The following is a 17,543-nucleotide window of genomic DNA, read 5'->3' on the forward strand; positions in this document are numbered from 1 at the left end:
TTACTTTATATTAAAGCAATAACTTACTTTGCGTATTCAACCGCAATGTTAGCAGCAAGCTTTGCGTTATTGAACACAAGTTCAATGTTTGCCGCTAAGCTCACGCCTTTAGTGGTTTCAGCAACTTTTGCCAATAGGAATGGCGTAGAGGCCTTACCAAAAATGCCTTTGCTGTCCATTTCTGCAACTGCGTCAGCAATCACTTGATCGATCATCGCACGATCTAACTGGTGCGCTTCAGGGATTGGGTTAGCAACGACGATGCCGCCTTTTAGATCCATATCCCACTTAGCTTTCATTGCTGCAGCAATTTGCGCTGGCGTATCAAGTTGATAATCAACACCAAACTCGCTCTCACGGGTATAGAATGCTGGTAGTGTGCTAGTTTGGTAACCGATAACTGGTACACCTTGAGTTTCTAGGTACTCTAGCGTTAAGCCGATATCTAGAATTGATTTAGCGCCCGCACAAACGACTGTTACATCAGTATTAGCTAATTCTTGCAAGTCAGCTGAAATATCAAAAGTTTGCTGTGCACCGCGGTGAACCCCACCAATACCGCCCGTTGCAAACACTTTAATACCTGCCATTTGTGCTAAAATCATGGTTGATGCAACAGTCGTTGCGCCATCAACACCTTTAGCAACAATAAATGGAATATCACGGCGGCTAGTCTTAATAACGTCAAGACCTGCTTTACCTAAATATTCAATCTCTTCGTGAGTCATACCCACTTTTAAGCGACCTTTTAAGATTGCGATTGTTGCTGGTACTGCACCGTTGTCACGAATAATTTGTTCTACTTTAAGCGCCGTTTCTACGTTTTGCGGATAAGGCATACCGTGAGAAATAATGGTCGATTCCAATGCAACGACTGGCTTACCTGCTGCTAATGCTGCTGCAACTTCAGGATTAATATCTAGGTACTGCTCTAACATAACGACTCCTTGATAACACGCTTAACGGTGATTTCTGACATATTAGGGTTGATTGTGGCTAAGTGAGACAAGGCAACAACCGCGGCTCCCATAGCAAATTTATTTGATTCTTCGGTATTCCATTCTTGGATCCAGCCATGAGCTAAGCCCGCAAGATAAGCATCGCCTGCGCCATTTGCATTTACCATCGCAACTGGAATAGCGGGTACTAATGCCTGAGATCCATCATCACTGTAAAACACACCATCACTTCCCAAGCTCAAGAAAATGCGCTTAACACCTTGCTTATGGAACCAGTTAGCAAGCTCAGGCAGTTCGTCATAATGACTGATACTGATCCCTGATAATTGCTCAGCTTCTTTTAAGTTTGGCTTTAGAGTGTGAATTGAACTTAGGAATGGTGCGATTTTTTTCGCTTTAGCACATGACACTGTGTCGACAAAAATAGGTCTGTCTGAGAAGTTACTTAAAATATATTCTAGTGATTCAGCTGAAAGGTTAGCATCGACGACTATCAGATCTGCTCGTCTTAATACTTCTTCATGGCTTCTAAGTACTGCAACGCTGAGTCTATCTAGAATGGCCATATCATTAATAGCAACATGCATATCGCTATCGCCATCAAGCACAGACAAGTAGGTAGAGGTTGCAAACTCATCAAGGTGGATACAGGCTTTCATATCAATGCCAGCTTGTTGGCACTGGCTCATGATCATTTGTCCATAGGTGTCTTTACCTAGAGCACTGATAAGATGAGTGTCTGAACCAAGTCTGGCGAGATTTTCTGCAATATTTCGACCAACACCACCTGGAGAACAGCTAACACTACCAGGGTTTGAGTCACCAACCTGTAGGGTATTAAGGGGACGGCCAAGAATATCCATATTGGCACCACCGATCACGATGGCATAGCGAGATTCGGCTAGGATATAACCTTTACCTTTAATCACGCCTTTATGGGTCAAATTCATTATATGTCCAGCCACAGCTGAACGACTAATGCCTAGCTGATCTGCAATACTTTGCTGAGGGATCAGTGGGTCTTGTTTAAGTAGTGATAGTATCTCGAGTTCGCGTTCTGTCATTATTATTATCCAGTCGACACGGCCAAACAAACATTTGTTTGGATACCAAACTTTAGTTTAAACTTGACGCAAGAGTATGCTTATTAGATTAAATATTCAAGAGAAACTGATTAAAAAGAGAGAATTTGTGAGCAAGACTAGAATTTAATTGCGCTCATCATTCAAATAAAAAGCACTGATAAAGCAGAAAATCACCACGACTGAATAGTAGTGAACGAAAGAGATTGTCAGTAAAATATTCTAGCGGTAATACAGGGGAAAGCGGATACCCATACCATATTGGCCATGGGTATCCATCAATCATGACTATTGAGAACTACTCGATATTAGTCATGATTGCTTAAGTTAAATCACCATAGTTAAGTAACCCAGTACCAGCACGATCATCGACGTCAGTGCATAAGGGACAGGATAGCCGACCGCTGGCATGTCACTTTGACAAACATCTTGCGCACCTTTCATTGCTGGGGTGCTATTACGCCCGCCAGCACATGCACCCGCCAATATAGCCGGATTCATCTTGCGGAAATACAAGCCATATATCCAAGCTAACAAAGGAGGAACAAGCGCAGCCGTTAACCCTAGCGCCGCTATTTTTATCACTACAATGCCTTGGAATGAAGCTAAGATTTTAGGCCCCACAGTGGCAGCAAGTACTGCAACAAAGAGACTTAAACCAATGTCTTGTAGAAAGCTTCTTGCCCCCTCACTCATGGGGCCACCAAAGGTTGGGTTACGCGTTCTTAAGAAAGAGAAAATAATACCGGTTAGCATACAGCCTGCCGACGTACCTAATGCAAAAGGAATACCGCCTAAAGTGACACTAAAGTGGCCGCATATATAACCAATCAATAGTGACAGTGCCAGATAGAATGTTTCGGTTAATGTGCTTTCCACAATCGGTGTGCTATTTAACTTTTTAGCCACTTGTTGCACGCACCAGTCAGATCCTGCAACGCGCAGCACATCGCCTACTTCGACTACGGCTTGCCCGGTCACAGGTAACTGATGCCCTTGACGAAATAAGGCTTTAATGTAAACACCAAAACCCACTTTTTCACTGATTTCATTAATACTTTTACCGCTGAAATCCGATTTACCAAGATGGATATCAGCCACTTCAATATCGACATTTCGCGCCCTAGGCTCATCCACTTCTTCGCCAACAAAAGCCGCATCGTCAATCAAAACATGATAATCGCCCCGCGTACCAATCACATCCCCCAACTGCAACTTAGGGTTGTCAGCCGCATCAAAAACATCATCACCGCGCACGACTTTTAAGATAGCGGTATGAGGAAAACGCTGAAATAGTGATTCAATGCTCTGCCCTACTAGCTCTTGATGCTCGACTTTGTAAGCCCTAATGTCTAAAGGCAATACACCAATATTTGAAAAACCATTAGTACTTGGCAGTGCTTCAATGTCATCACCCACGCCAAACTCTGCCTCAGCGTCTTTACCCGCTTTAACCGGGTCAATGCCAAACATTGCAGGTAAATACTTAATTAATAAAATAATAAATACACTAGATAAGATGTAACTAATGGCATAGCCCGCGGCAATATTTGCGCTAACTTGATCTAGGGTCATGCCTGCAGGTGCTTTAAATGCGCCTGAGGATATTGCCGATTGTGCAACGCCCATTACCGCTGTTACCGTGTAGCTTCCCGATATAATTCCAGCAGCATAGCCCGGTGCTAAGTCGAGTAATTTCGCGCCAAAATACACGATAAGAAAATTACTAAATACAACAATTAAACCAATAACGACAAAATCCAACCCGCCTCTTGCCAGCCCAGAGAAAAACTGCGGACCGACTTTCATGCCAATTGCATACATAAACATCATCAGGAAAATATCAGATACCAATCCAGGCTCTTCAATCTTAAGACCATAAACAGAGAAAGCGGTTAACGCGATAGCCACACCAGCCACTAGCGTTCCAGCGGTGGAGCCTAAAGATATTCCTTTGATTGATACCTTTCCAAGCGGGTAACCAATCGCAATGGCTAAAAACAAAAATACAAAGGGGTTATGAGCAATGTAACCAAATACAAAACCAAAAAATTCAGAAATATTCATCATCATGTCTCAAACTAAGTTGATAAAAAAAGGCCACCTATAAAGATGGCCTTTTACCCATTAACCGTGATTAAAACCTGAAGACTCTTTTGAATCACTACCATGTGAAATCGGATGTTCAGCGAAAAAGTCGACACAGTGCTTTAAGTCGGCAACCAATAAATCAGCTTGGTCACGACTAAAGCCGTGGCGTACCAAAATACGCATTATCACTAAGTCCTCCCTTTTAGGTGGCATTGCATAAGCTGCAATTTGCCATCCTCGTGAGCGGATGCGATCAGAGAGGTCAAATAAGTTAAACCCAGGATCAACGCCCTCTTTCAATGACCAGCTCATAGCGGGGATCCCACCATGTCCATCATAAATAATGTCGAACATGCCCAGCTTTTCTATCTCACTTGAAAGGTACTGCGCAGTGTCATAGCAGGCTTGATGGATCTTTCTGTAGCCCTCTTTACCTAAGCGTAAAAAGTTGTAGTACTGTGCAACAATTTGGCCACCTGGACGAGAAAAGTTCAGTGCAAATGTTGGCATATTGCCGCCTAAATAATTCACATTGAAAATCAAATCTTCATCTAACGCAGCAGCATCTCGCCAAATAACCCAACCCACACCCAGAGGGCTTAAACCAAATTTATGCCCAGATGCGTTAATGGATTTCACTCGCGGCAATGAAAAGTCCCATTCCAGTTCTGGTTGGCAAAATGGCGCTAAAAAACCACCACTAGCGGCATCAACATGGATAGGGATATCCAGACCAGTGTCTTGCTCAAGTTTATCAAGTGCTTCATGTACCGCTTTTACAGGCTCGTATTGACAGGTAAATGTCACCCCTAAAGTGGGTACCACACCAATGGTGTTTTCATCACAGCGCTTAATGACTTCTTCAGCATTCATTATTAAGCGATCCCCTTCCATCGGGATCTCACGTAACTCAATATCCCAGTATCGAGCAAATTTATGCCAACATACCTGTACTGGACCACAGACCATGTTAGGTTTATCCGTCGGTTTTCCCAGTGCTTTCATCTTCTTGCGCCAAGCCCATTTCAGCGCCATACCGCCAAGCATAGCCGCCTCGCTTGAGCCTGTGGTAGAGCAACCTAAGGTATTTTCAGCATCAGGAGAGTTCCATAGATCTGCAAGCATATGCACACAACGGGCTTCAAGCTCTGCAGTCTGGGGATACTCATCCTTATCAATCATGTTCTTGTCGATACATTCGTCCATTAATTTATGGACTTCTTCTTCAACCCAAGTTTGACAAAAAGTAGCAAGGTTTTGGCGTGAATTGCCGTCCATCATGAGCTCGTCATGGACAATTTGGTAAGCATGGCGCGGATTATTTTCTTGCTCAGGCATTTTATATTTGGGCATAGATAGCGCTAAATCTGTCGATGAGTAAATATCATCTAGCAGGTCGTCTCGCACAGAATCTTTCGCATGAAGAGGCATTATATTTTACTCCAATGAAATAAATAGAATTTCCTACTCGCTGGTGATACACAGCTGACACATTCAACATATAACTTTGTTTTAGGTCCGACAAGACAAAAAGCAAAATAAAAAGAATAAAAAACCAATAGGTAAACATTGTAAAGATGTAAATATTAACAACAAGATACTCAGCAGTTATTAAAACTAGCATAAAAGCAGGAGAGCTAGCATATAACGCGCCACAATCGTTATAAGCTGCCAGTGAGCACCAAGCACTTTCAAATTCCCTTGCCCTCTCGATTAACAGTTTTATTTTGATAATCAATCAAGCAAAAGCCAGTTTATTATGAATAAGGCACAACTTAATATAGCTGCATCAACTCAATCTAGGAGAGCAAACATGGCTAAACTAACAATTGTCGCTAACATCATTGCTAATGAAGACAGTGTGGAACAAATAAAAGCAGAACTAATCAAGCTAATTGACATTACTCGCTCTGAAGCGGGATGTATCCAGTATGATTTGCATCAAGATAATGCAAACCCAGCACATTTTATCTTTTTTGAAAACTGGTCCTCTAGAGAACTCTGGCAAGACCATATGGGCGCGCAGCCAATAAAGGATTACGTTGTGGCGACACAAGGAATGGTAAGATCATTTACAGTCAATGAAATGACCCAAATAGGGGTAGAGTCGTTACCAAAGTGAAATAAGCGACATAGTCCAAGTCATCAATTTAAATCTAGAGCAAGATTAAAATTGATGAACCTGCACGCTGACAATACTTGAAGATATAACTGGCTAATAGTGATTGATAAACTAGGCATCTTCTTCATGCATAAAGTCTTCAATCATTGTCATCTGCTCAGCAAGCTTATCTTCAATAGTCACCAAGCGAAAGCAACCATGAGGCATTTTCTCTAGGCTAACTCTATCACCTGCTTGAACATGCAATTGTTCAACTATTTCTCTGGGCAGTTTTAAACCTAGGCCACCACCAATCGCTTCTACTTTAAGTTCAGCCATAATGCTTACCTACTTAATCGATTAACGTCCTCTTCGGATTATAGTTGAATATCTAGCTGCAAGCCGTTGCTCAACACTAACTTTGTTTACCAACAAAACTTAAAAATAGTAGTAACTTTGCAAGCAAAATTAAAAGTTAAAATCAGCTCACTAACAAGTCGCGACAAAAAATTGCTTTCACTATTAAAAATCCGCCCTCTTTAAAATGATAAAGAGTTTTCACTAAAACAAACCTGACTTAAGCAAGATGAAGTACCAACAGGAATATACTCAGCAGATAGTGATAACTGTCACCAAATTAATGTAAAAACATCAAGGTTCACATAAGTCACTACTTTTATTGAATTTTATGAATTGTAAATGTGAATTTCATCAATTTGTCAATTTGTTGACCCTGCTAATATCTTGTCGCCCTTTATTTACCGAATGGCATATCTAAGAGTCAACGGACTCATTCTTAAGGATTAATAATGAAAAAGTTAAGCATACTTGCCGCCTCTATAGGCATTATTCTCGCAGGTTGTGGTAGTAGTGATGACGACTCAGTAAAAACGTTTGAAGTTAAAGCTATTGATGGTTACTTAGTTAATGCAGATATTTATGCGGGCGAAAAGTGCGACACGAAAGTTGGCCTAACTAATGAGCAAGGTATTGCAAAAGTTGATAACAAATACCAAGAGCAAACCATTTGCGTTAAAGCTGTTGCAGGTACCACACTTGATAGCGATCGCGGTATTGTTGCAAAAGACTTCGAGCTAGCTGCTCCTGCAAATTCTAGCGTTATCAACCCAATGACTAATCTTGTTGTTGAAAAAATGCAAGCTAATAACGTTACCGCTGAAGATGCAAAAGCAGAAGTCGCGGAGCAATTTGCAGCTTTAAATGCCAAGCCTGAACAGTTATTCGGCGACTATATTAAAGATGCAAATGCCGGTGATCAGCTTTCTCAAGGTATTAAAGTTATCGCTGAAACTTTAGTTGATGCCCAAGTTGAAAACACCAACGTTACAGATAGTATCCTAGATGATTTAGTCTCTGATGTTGCTGACAAGGTTGAAAACAAAGATGATTTAGAAGATTACGCGCCTGTAATTGATAATGATGGCTTTACACCAAATCACAGACCACAAACCACTTTAACTGAAGAACAGCAAGATAAGCTTGAAGAGATCAGCGTATCTCTAGGACAAGCCATTACTCCTATAGAACTACTTACAGCATTTAGCGATAAAGATAGCGATGAATTGACCATTTCAGTTAAAAGTGAAGATGGAAAAACATTGGCTAAACTAGGTCTAGCGTTCGACCAGGTAACTGGCGTACTGAGCGGCACACCTATTAACGCTGGTGAAATTGAACTTCATGTTTATGCAACTGATAGCAAAGGAGCTCGTTCGTACCCACTAGAAATCGAAATAGAAGTCACTAGCCCTAACACTGCACCGACAATTGATAACGAAGAAAAAGCAGAAATTGAAGCAGAACTGAAAGAGTTAAACATCACTCAAGGTTCAGAAATCAATGCAGTTATTGACCTTGATGACCTATTTACAGACACCGATGAAGACACACTTAAGTTAGTCGCTACAACAGATATGCAAGGTGTGACTCTTAACATTGAACAAGAAGACGACCTACGCTTAACAGGTAAATCTGAGCTAGCAGGCGATTTCACTATTTCAGTGACAGCTAACGACGGTGTAAATGCCGCAGTTAAAGCCGATCTTAAAGTGAGTGTAGCGAACAATGATATTACTCCAGAGCCAGATCTGCACCCTCTAGAAGCTAACACTTGGTATGCCCTAGAATACGGTAGCGATGACGGTACCGATAATGTAAACCAGTTTACCCGCGTTTGGTGTGAAACCTACAAGTTTGAAGATGGCAAAGTGTTTATGAATGCACGTAGCCTAAACAACCTAACAGAGTGCTCTGAAGACGCATCAGAACAAGTCGGAACTTACACTGTAACTGGTGATAAATTAGAAACGACTTTTGATGGCGACGATGGTTTAGAAACGAACCAAGTGACCACGCAACAAGCGTTAGCTGGTATTGGTGAAGGTGCGTTAACCGTTAGCATTCATGACGAACGTTATACTTTCTTCAAGAATGATGACGATGCAGAGCAGCGTTTAGACATCGAATCTGATGACAATGCAGAAGAGCGCAGTTTCCCAATAGAAATGCCAAGCCTTGCAGAAGTAGGTCAATACAATCTAATTGATATTAGCCTACAAATGAACAAGCGAGGCAGTAAAGTTAAAATGTACTTTGATCACAAGGGTAAAGACCTTACTTGTGAAGAAGTCAGTGAATTTTACGCTCCTCAGCTAACAGCTAATGGTCTGGAGCAAAACGGCATATCAGCAGAGTTACTTGACTATGGCAACGAAGAGTTCAACTACTGTGTAGCGCAGTTTATTGTACCTACAGCGCTACCTGTAGAAACTGTTTTCAGCATCACAGGTCATTTAGCCCAAGATGATGACTCAGCGATTGTTGAGCCAATTAAAGCTAACATCGAGTGGACAGGTATAGCTGATACCGAGTAACTCGGTAACTAATTAGCCTAGAAAAATGAGATGGATATTAAAAAAGGAGAACATTTGTTCTCCTTTTATTTTGCCGCAACTTTGCCTAAGGCTTATGGTGCTTAGTAATATATCTGTCTAACTGATTACCAAAGGCTTGCTTCTCACTTGCACCTATTGCTGCAGGCCCACCAGTTTGCACACCACTAGCTCGCATGGTGTCCATAAAGTCACGCATATTTAAAATCGATTTAATATTTTGCTCAGTATATAGCTCACCGCGTGGGTTTAGCGCGACACCACCTTTGTCTATCACTTCTGAAGCTAACGGAATATCAGCCGTAATCACTAAGTCGCCAGCGGTTAATAGCTTGACGATTTCGTCATCAGCCACATCAAAGCCCGAAGACACGGTTTTTAAGTTAATATAAGCTGATGGCGGGATACGCATCCAGTGATTAGCCACCAGTGTGACTTCAATTTTAGCTCTATCTGCGACTCTGAATAAAATCTCTTTGATCACACCAGGACATGCATCAGCATCAACCCAAACTTTCATTACCACTCCTCACATTGGCTCGCTGCCATATAAAATCAACTGAGAATTATAACAGCTATTGAGTATTTACCTTAGCCATAGTACCTAATAATCACTAGATAAAATGTCCTCGCCTAAGATATGATTTAGCTAGATGCCTCTTCTATAAATTACAGCTAGGTCGTTATTCCTATGAGCGTATTTACTCCTGAATGTTTTAATTTCTTAAATCTACTTTCAGTTAATAACGACAGAGAGTGGTTTAAAGCCAATCAACAACAGTATGAAGATAAGGTGCGTACACCAGCATTATTGTTTATCGAGGCTATGCAGCCACATATTCAAGGGATGTCACCTCGCTTAACAGCCGTAGCTAAAAAGGTTGGTGGCAGCATGATGCGCCCTCAACGCGATAGTCGCTTTAGTAAAGATAAAACGCCTTATAAAACCAATATCGGTATTCAATTTAGGCATTTTCAAGGCAAAGATGTACATGCTCCAGGGCTTTACCTACACATTGCGAATGACCGCTGTTTTATCGGCGCAGGGATTTGGCATCCAGAGTCAAAAGCACTCAACGCCATTCGAACCTGTATAGATGAAAACCCCAATGGCTATAAAAAAGCCTTGCGCGAATTAACCGCTAAAGGGTTTGAAATGCAAGGCAGTCAACTTATTCGACCACCTAAAGGTTACGATAAACAGCACCCCATGCTTGATGAATTAAAACGAAAAGACTTTATTGCCATTAAGCCGTTAACTATTGACCAAATATGCCAAGCAGATTTTGCCGAGACTTGTGCCCAAGAGTTTGCCGCATGCCAACAGCTAATGCGGTATTTATGTTTTGCGTTAGATTTAGACTATTAATACATTAGCTAACTGAACAATTGAGTCAAATAAGCCCCAACAAATCGCGGGGCTAAAGCTTAGCGGCTGCAACTCGAAGTTTTGGGGCAGTCGTTAAACATGAAAGATTTAGTGGTTTAACCTAAGGTATTTGAGTTTTCTTCTGCTCAATATTGCCGTGTCAATCTCAGCACAACTAAGGCTTTCGAGTACGCTACACTGCTCTTAGCTTAAATCTCTGTTACAATTGCGCCAGTTATTATTTTCAGCCCTAACGTGGCTGCTTCAGGCACAAAGTAATGGTAGAACCTTCATCACCTCTAGATGCTTTTCAAGCGCAAACTCCAGCGCAAAAGCGAGCATTAAGCTACAGCAACACTATACATCAGCTCTTTACCAGCGTGATGCAAGAAAAGCTGCCAGCAGATCGCATTGTCGGAGAATACTTCAGAACCAATAAAAAACACGGTTCTAAAGATAGACGCGTGATCCGTGAAAGTCTGTTTGCACTTTTTCGTTGGTGGGGCTGGCTTAAACAGGTCCATACTAGCCAGCAACAAGATGCGAGTTGGTTTGCCTGTCTAGCGATGGTAGCGGAACTAGAGTCACATAAATGGACTCAATTTAGTGAGGCTTGGCAAGAATTCGCTAATCAATCAGAGCAATTTAAGCTATCAGCTTCAAAGAGCACCTTAGACTCCGTCACAGACAAATGTGCTTATCTGCAGCAACAATTGCAAATGCCGAGCTTAGTGACCACTCAGTTACTACCAGATTGGTTCTGGCAAGTCACTGACGTTGACAACACTCAGCAACTTGCAATTGTTGAGGCTATGAGTTCTCGCCCTCCTATTTGGGCACGCGCGCAAACCCTTAGCCAGCAGCAACTGATTAACTCGCTTGCAAAAGATGATGTTGAAGCAACTGCTAGCGAATTTTTTGATGATGCATTAAGCCTTGGTTTTAAGAGCATCAATTTAAATGCCATTAGCGCTTATCAGCGCGGCGAACTAGAAATCCAAGATTTAGGTTCACAAGTCATTGGCCAAATTTGTGCGCCAAAAGCTGAGCAGCATTGGTGGGACACTTGCAGTGGTGCTGGCGGAAAAACCCTGCAACTACGCTCATTAATGCTAAGACAAAACTCAAAAGCTGATGGCAGCATCATCTCATCAGATATTCGTCGTAAGCCACTGGAAGAATTGACTAAGCGAGCTAAACGCGCTGGATTTAGTGGGATTAACGTTGCGCCGTGGAAAAGTGAAGCACTACCTGTAGATGCGAACACATTTGACGGAGTTCTAGTCGATGCGCCTTGCAGTTGTACAGGAACATGGCGACGTAACCCCGATATGCGCTGGCTAGATGACGTAAATGTAGTAACTGATAAGCATGATTTACAACTGGATATCTTAACTCGCAGTGCAAAAGCCGTGAAAGCCCAAGGGCAATTGGTATATGCCACCTGCTCACTATCACCAGTTGAGAATGAGCAGGTTGTTAATGCCTTTTTAAATGCAAACCCAGAGTTTGAATTGCGCACATTAACTCATCCTTTTAAAGGGACACAAGTCGAGATGCTAACCATTTGGCCTCAAGATGCCAATAGTGACGGTATGTTCGTTGCCAAGATGATTAAACGTTAGTAATCATCACCTTCATAATACAAAAACGCCATCACCCTAATGGCGTTTTTTGTATTACTCCGCCTTAATTAATCCTAACCACAACTAATACCAATTGGATTTCATTAGCTTGTCACGAGATTGTCACTGAAGCGTCACTTCAATTTTCTACACTCCTGCTTATCGAAAATCATCACCTCGAACTGAGTCTGCCGCAAATAGTCTAGTCACTGTCAATTAGGAAAATAGTATGAGAAACACTTACGATTTTGACCAAGAGAGCCAATGGGAAAACGAGTTGGATTTTGACGATAAAGCAAACGATAAAAATCAACGTCAAAAGTATCGCAAACGCGAGCAGCGAAACAATCATAAACGTATGTATCAGGAAGAGTTGAGCAAAGTGCTCAACTTTCCTGCCAGCTAGATAAAATACAAGGGCCTTTAGCCAAAACATATTAAAGCTCAATTGAATAAAGCCACTTTAGGTTATTCAATTGAGCCTGATTGACGTAATGCTTGAGTATATAACTCGCGGCGTTTATCACTCTTGTTACTATATAACTGGTGCTCAGCTTGTCTCAACCATTGGCGAAGATCGCGAGCATCAGTGTTGACGCTACAGCCTATATGCACACTTACTTCGCTATATTGACCAACCAAATAACTCACCTGAATTTCTTTTATCTGTTGCTGAACCTTACTAAAACGTTCTGCCTCACAAACAATCACAAAATGATTTTCAGCAATACGGTAGTTATGGCAAAACTCACGACTTTCTCCACGCAAAAAGCTTTGTTCACAAAGCAACTCAAGAGAATCCGCAACCCCACAAATGAGATTATCAACCTCGTTATGCCCTAACCTCTTAGTCAATGTCGGTAACCCCTCCAACGCAACTAATGCTAAACACATCTGCGTCGATGCATTAGGTCCCAACGGCAAGCCATTACTCATATTGTCATCAAAAGCAACACGATTAAGTAAGCCCGTTAGTTTGTCTGTACGGGCATTTTTCCTCGCAACTTCAAGTGTTTCAATATGACGCTCTTTCTCATCTGACAATAAACGGATTTTATAAGCCAAAGCAAAAGACAGTAAAAGCGCGTCAGCCGTGCCACCAAGTAGTGTCGCTAGCTCAGCGTTATCGAAAAAGTCCGGAGTCAGTCCCATATTGCCGGGTAAAATCATCACCGCGGGTAACAATAAGCAGGTAAAAGCCAATAAAAAGTATCGCGCAGGATAAAAGCCTTTCAATAAACACACATTACCGCAGACCATTGCTAGAGCAATCCAAAGCATAATCAACACTGACGCTATTACAGCTGTATATGACAGCAAAAAAATACTGCTTGGTAGCGCAATGATGCAAAGCCATAGCAAGCCTAAACTTAAGAGCCACAATTTAGGAGACAACTCAGGAAGTTTTAAAAAGTGTTTATAAAATAATATGTTGAAAATAGGCAGTGAGATAAAAAACAGATGGTGTACTTCTAAGCCATAAACATCAAATAGATGAGCCGGTATATGAAATGTCAGCGCCCACCCAGCTCCATAGCACAATACATATAACGCGTAATAGAGAAATGCTTTATCTTTAATAGACAAATAGATAAGCCCATTGTAAATAGCGATAAAGAGCAAGCCGCCTAAACATAACAACACCAACATCGCATAAATATCGGATTGGAGCCTATATTGCTGATATTCCTCTAATTGTAATTTTGGTTGAGAAGAAAAGTAACGGCTATCGATACGCGTAACTAACCAATAGTTAACTCCAATATTTAACTCGACGCTTCTGCCGTAATTAAACAAAAACTCATAAGGAGCGTAATAACCACTATGGATATGTTGTCTCGAACCATCATCGCCTAAGACCCAGTAGTCGATAGATTCAATAATGGAGTTTTTAACATTTACAATCCAGCGATTTTGCTGGCTATTGACCATAAGCGCTGACACCATCCAGTAATCACCACCCGACAACTTAACACCGTCGAGATCAGTTTTACTTTCAACCCAAGGCATCACGTCATTAAATCGTTGCGGCACTGATTCTTCAGCACTCGCATTATATATAAAAGTTGGCTCTATAATCGCCCTTTGCTCAGCCGTTGTTAGTCCACTGTACGCCAGCATCAATAGCAGTAATATTATTTTTATTGGCATTACTCGAATAACCCGCCTGTTAATTAGAATGTATAACCACTGCAGTTCTAATGGCAATACCAATCAAAGTGTACAGAATCACTATATAAGCAGCAATTTAATTAGTCATAGAGCGTTTTCTTAAGGTATTTAATGGAGAGACTGAATGCCATTGATCTAGAAAATTAATGTTCTTTAGTGAATTATTGTGGAGATTATTGCCAGCGGCGAGCTGTTTTTCTATGGCGAATGTTGGGGTTAATAGCAGGAAAGATAATGAGTGTGGAACAAATGAGCAGCGAATTATTTAGCTCATTGCAAAAAATAGCTAAGTTGATTTTGCATCGACTTAGCTATAGTAGACCGATTAATTACTCCGATAATGCATTAAAAAGATGCTTTTGCGCCTAGATAAAAGCCGGAGTCTAGCGTTGAGTTAGATTGCTCATCATATTGCAGGCGAATATTTCTATAGCCTACAAATAATGCCAATGCCGGATTAAGCGCGTATTGCACTTTTCCATCAAACTGCCAAGATCCATCAATATCACCAAAAGATAAGACTGAAGGAGAATAATAGCCTGAACCTTGTAATGATACATTTGAGCCTAAATGTAATGCATAACGACCGCCAATCCCAACAAAATTACCATTCGGGCTTCTATCAGACCAGACTTGTGAAAATTTAGCGCCTAATTCAAAGTGGTGGATCCCCGCATCATGTGCAACGTGCATAGCACCAGATAACATTTGCCCGCCAGTATCCGCATAAATATATTCTACAGATGCGTTTACATCTTTATTGACATCAAACTGCAATTCAGTCGACAACATGTCGTCATTTAAGCCAAATGTGAAGTCTGTTGCACTTGCATTAATTGAAAAAGCCGAAAGTAAAATTGCGGCTAATAGGGATTTCCTAGTCATTAAATGTCTCTGTATTTTAACTTTGCCAAGAGCATACACAAACTGATCTTAGCTTTTTAGATAAACCTAATTTTTAGAGAAAGATTTATTGAAAAGCCTACATTAACCAAACCTGATCGCAACTAAAAAAACGAAAACCATACACTTGCAACAAGGGGTGACAACACAAGAGAAAATAATCGATCCCATATCAGTTTAAAGGCTGAAGATTGGCTATGATTACAATTATCTAACCAGTTATAGCTAGAAATTCTTAGGGCTAATTAAAAGTTTATTTCTTGTTGAGTGAATTAAATTATATAAAGGTATACTGAGTAACAAAATACAACCTTAAATCAACAATAAACACCTAAGGAGCTAACGATGACAAAGACAGTCTATGACTTTTCGGCTAACAATATTCAAGGACAAACGGTTCCCCTTGCCGACTACAAAGACAAAGTTATTCTTATAGTGAATACAGCCAGTGAATGTGGATTTACTCCCCAATACAAAGATCTCGAAGCTCTCTATCAAAAATATCAAAACCAAGGTCTAGTGATCCTCGGGTTCCCATGTAATCAATTTGGTAATCAAGAGAAGGGCGATAGCCAATCGATTAGCTCATTCTGTGAGTTAAACTTTGGTGTAACCTTTCCGCTGTTTGAAAAGATTGAAGTCAATGGCGACAATTCAGCACCGCTTTACGCCTACTTAAAACGAGAAGCAAAAGGTCTATTAGGCTCTGAAAAAATCAAATGGAATTTTACAAAATTCTTAGTCAACAGACAGGGCCAAGTCGTGCAGAGATTTGCACCAACCACCAAACCTATGGCTCTAGAAAAAGATATTATAGATCTACTTTAACCTGATAAGTCATAGGCTTAAATTTGCACAAAAAAAAATCATTTTTTATCGCTTATTTTTTGAACTTTATCTATTAAACCGTCTCTAACTTTGTGAGCATTGGATATTTTTCATGTTCATCATTCTCCCTGGGGCTTCTAGCGCAGCCCCCTTGATCTCAATGTAGATCAACCTGGCAACCCCTTGGGTTGCCCTTTTTTTGCCTTTATCCCTGCAGTTTTACTGCCTTCATTTAAAAGCATTTTATAAACTAATGATAGAAAACTTGTTGCGATATTGAACTTATCAAGCTCTATGCACTCTGACTACATGAACCGATTCGCGTTATAGGGAACATTTAAGAATTAAATACTTATTTGTTGGCTTAACATTAGCTTTATAGCTAGTTTCATTGTTCATCATCATTCTCCTTGGCATTCTAGTTAGGTTTGCCTGTAACGATAAGTGTTTAGCTAGCGCACAAAGACTTATTCTTACTTAGATATTGTTATGGCAGCCCTTTGGGTTGCCATTTTTTTACTTTGAATTTAGGCTTTGATTACTCAACAGAACCTCTTCGGTTAGTTTTATTTTGCTTCACTCACAAGTTCAAAAGTCTCGTCTCGTCTAATCAAAATAATACTTAAAGAGATAAAAACTCGTTAAGCTTCCTACTTGAGTACGCATAAAGCCGTAACCGATATGAATAACATCAACAACGAGCCACTCTTTAACCACAGCGCATAAAAATTAAAAACAAAATCAAAATTAAAAACAAATAAAAAAACAAATAAAAAAACAAATAAAATCAACAACTTAAAAGCAAACCCCATCTGTCTTAGGTGTAAGGATGAATAAAACTATTCAACCTTGGGAACTATTTTATTTAATCGGACTCTGACTATATGAACCGATTCTCGTTGAGTGAATATTTAAGACTTAACCCTTACATATTGGCTTAACATTAGCTCCTGCAGCTTAGTTTCATTGTTCATCATCATTCCCTTGGCATTCCTACTCGGTTTGCCCTTCGGAGTAAACGTTAAGCTAGCGCACAACGACTAACTCCAAATTAGATATTGTTATGGCAACCCTTTGGGTTGCCATTTTTTTTAGCTATTCGCTAACCTTTCTACCAAACTTTGACTCATTATAACCGTCTCCTTTGTCATGACTATTGCCGACATGCTATCAATATTTTTGACTATAGATGAAAAAGCAAAACCATACCCAATAAAAAACAAAGCAGAATAGGCTTTAAATACAATGACTAAAGCACAGTTGAAAAATAGAATATACTTTTATAGTCACTTCTTGGGAACTAAATAGGAATTAGGGACTCTGAATATATGAACCGATTCTCGTTAAGTGAATATATAAGATTCGAACACTTTTATATTGGCTTAGCCTTAGCTCTCGTAGCTTAGTTTCATTGTTCATCATCATTCCCTTGGCATCCCTACTCGGTTTGCCCTTAGGAATAAACTTTACGCTAGCGCATCAAGGTTTATTTCTAGTTAGA

Annotated in this window: 14 protein-coding genes; 6 read left to right on the forward strand and 8 right to left on the reverse strand. The window is 40.6% G+C overall.

Going from position 1 to position 17,543, the window contains the following annotated elements; translation table 11 throughout:
• Positions 1–23 precede the first annotated feature (23 nt).
• The 4 genes from AB4298_RS15300 to gad form a co-directional block, all read right to left on the reverse strand.
• The gene (locus AB4298_RS15300; RefSeq protein ID WP_012156171.1) at positions 24–938 is read right to left on the reverse strand and encodes a pseudouridine-5'-phosphate glycosidase; all 915 of its coding nucleotides are present in this window, start codon (positions 936–938) and stop codon (positions 24–26) included.
• Entirely contained in the window at positions 932–2,023 is a 1,092-nt protein-coding gene (locus AB4298_RS15305; RefSeq protein WP_371987396.1) for a PfkB family carbohydrate kinase, read from the reverse strand. The genes AB4298_RS15300 and AB4298_RS15305 overlap by 7 nt, the downstream gene beginning before the upstream one ends.
• A gap of 345 nt (positions 2,024–2,368) precedes the next feature.
• Positions 2,369–4,114, reverse strand: a complete 1,746-nt coding sequence (locus AB4298_RS15310) for an aspartate:alanine exchanger family transporter (protein WP_371987397.1) — start codon at positions 4,112–4,114, stop codon at positions 2,369–2,371.
• A gap of 54 nt (positions 4,115–4,168) precedes the next feature.
• On the reverse strand, positions 4,169–5,563 hold the full coding sequence (gad, locus tag AB4298_RS15315) for a glutamate decarboxylase (RefSeq protein ID WP_371987398.1): 1,395 nt from the start codon (positions 5,561–5,563) through the stop codon (positions 4,169–4,171).
• A gap of 382 nt (positions 5,564–5,945) precedes the next feature.
• On the opposite strand from gad, the gene AB4298_RS15320 reads away from it, so the two are divergent.
• Positions 5,946–6,254, forward strand: a complete 309-nt coding sequence (locus tag AB4298_RS15320; protein ID WP_371987399.1) for a putative quinol monooxygenase — start codon at positions 5,946–5,948, stop codon at positions 6,252–6,254.
• A 111-nt stretch (positions 6,255–6,365) separates the two neighbouring features.
• On the opposite strand, the gene AB4298_RS15325 is transcribed toward AB4298_RS15320, so the two are convergent.
• Positions 6,366–6,572 carry an AbrB/MazE/SpoVT family DNA-binding domain-containing protein gene (locus tag AB4298_RS15325; RefSeq protein WP_248998583.1) on the reverse strand — a complete coding sequence of 69 codons (207 nt, stop codon included), beginning with the start codon at positions 6,570–6,572 and terminating at the stop codon, positions 6,366–6,368.
• Between the two features lie 470 nt (positions 6,573–7,042).
• On the opposite strand from AB4298_RS15325, the gene AB4298_RS15330 reads away from it, so the two are divergent.
• Positions 7,043–9,127, forward strand: a complete 2,085-nt coding sequence (locus AB4298_RS15330; RefSeq protein ID WP_371987400.1) for a putative Ig domain-containing protein — start codon at positions 7,043–7,045, stop codon at positions 9,125–9,127.
• Positions 9,128–9,212: 85 nt separating this feature from the next.
• Here the strand turns inward: AB4298_RS15330 and AB4298_RS15335 are convergent, their stop codons facing one another.
• Positions 9,213–9,665 carry a YaiI/YqxD family protein gene (locus AB4298_RS15335; RefSeq protein WP_248998585.1) on the reverse strand — a complete coding sequence of 151 codons (453 nt, stop codon included), beginning with the start codon at positions 9,663–9,665 and terminating at the stop codon, positions 9,213–9,215.
• Positions 9,666–9,836: 171 nt separating this feature from the next.
• Between AB4298_RS15335 and AB4298_RS15340 the strand changes: the two genes are divergently transcribed.
• The 3 genes from AB4298_RS15340 (at position 9,837) to AB4298_RS15350 (ending at position 12,545) form a co-directional block, all read left to right on the forward strand.
• On the forward strand, positions 9,837–10,514 hold the full coding sequence (locus AB4298_RS15340; RefSeq protein ID WP_371987401.1) for a DUF2461 domain-containing protein: 678 nt from the start codon (positions 9,837–9,839) through the stop codon (positions 10,512–10,514).
• 278 nt (positions 10,515–10,792) lie between these two features.
• A complete protein-coding gene (locus tag AB4298_RS15345) occupies positions 10,793–12,139 on the forward strand; it encodes an RsmB/NOP family class I SAM-dependent RNA methyltransferase (RefSeq protein ID WP_371987403.1) in 1,347 nt (448 codons plus the stop codon).
• 229 nt (positions 12,140–12,368) lie between these two features.
• Positions 12,369–12,545: a hypothetical protein gene (locus tag AB4298_RS15350; RefSeq protein ID WP_248998588.1), complete on the forward strand. Its 177-nt coding sequence runs from the start codon at positions 12,369–12,371 to the stop codon at positions 12,543–12,545.
• Between the two features lie 62 nt (positions 12,546–12,607).
• On the opposite strand, the gene AB4298_RS15355 is transcribed toward AB4298_RS15350, so the two are convergent.
• Together AB4298_RS15355 and AB4298_RS15360 are read right to left on the reverse strand one after the other, a co-directional pair.
• On the reverse strand, positions 12,608–14,290 hold the full coding sequence (locus AB4298_RS15355; protein WP_371987404.1) for a 7TM diverse intracellular signaling domain-containing protein: 1,683 nt from the start codon (positions 14,288–14,290) through the stop codon (positions 12,608–12,610).
• A 366-nt stretch (positions 14,291–14,656) separates the two neighbouring features.
• The gene (locus AB4298_RS15360; RefSeq protein ID WP_248998590.1) at positions 14,657–15,196 is read right to left on the reverse strand and encodes a YfaZ family outer membrane protein; all 540 of its coding nucleotides are present in this window, start codon (positions 15,194–15,196) and stop codon (positions 14,657–14,659) included.
• A gap of 363 nt (positions 15,197–15,559) precedes the next feature.
• Between AB4298_RS15360 and AB4298_RS15365 the strand changes: the two genes are divergently transcribed.
• Positions 15,560–16,042, forward strand: coding sequence for a glutathione peroxidase (locus tag AB4298_RS15365; protein WP_248998591.1), 483 nt, complete (start codon positions 15,560–15,562; stop codon positions 16,040–16,042).
• The last annotated feature ends 1,501 nt before the right edge of the window (positions 16,043–17,543 follow it).

This window comes from Shewanella sp. 10N.261.52.F9, from assembly GCF_041471165.1.
GTDB lineage: Bacteria > Pseudomonadota > Gammaproteobacteria > Enterobacterales > Shewanellaceae > Shewanella > Shewanella marinintestina.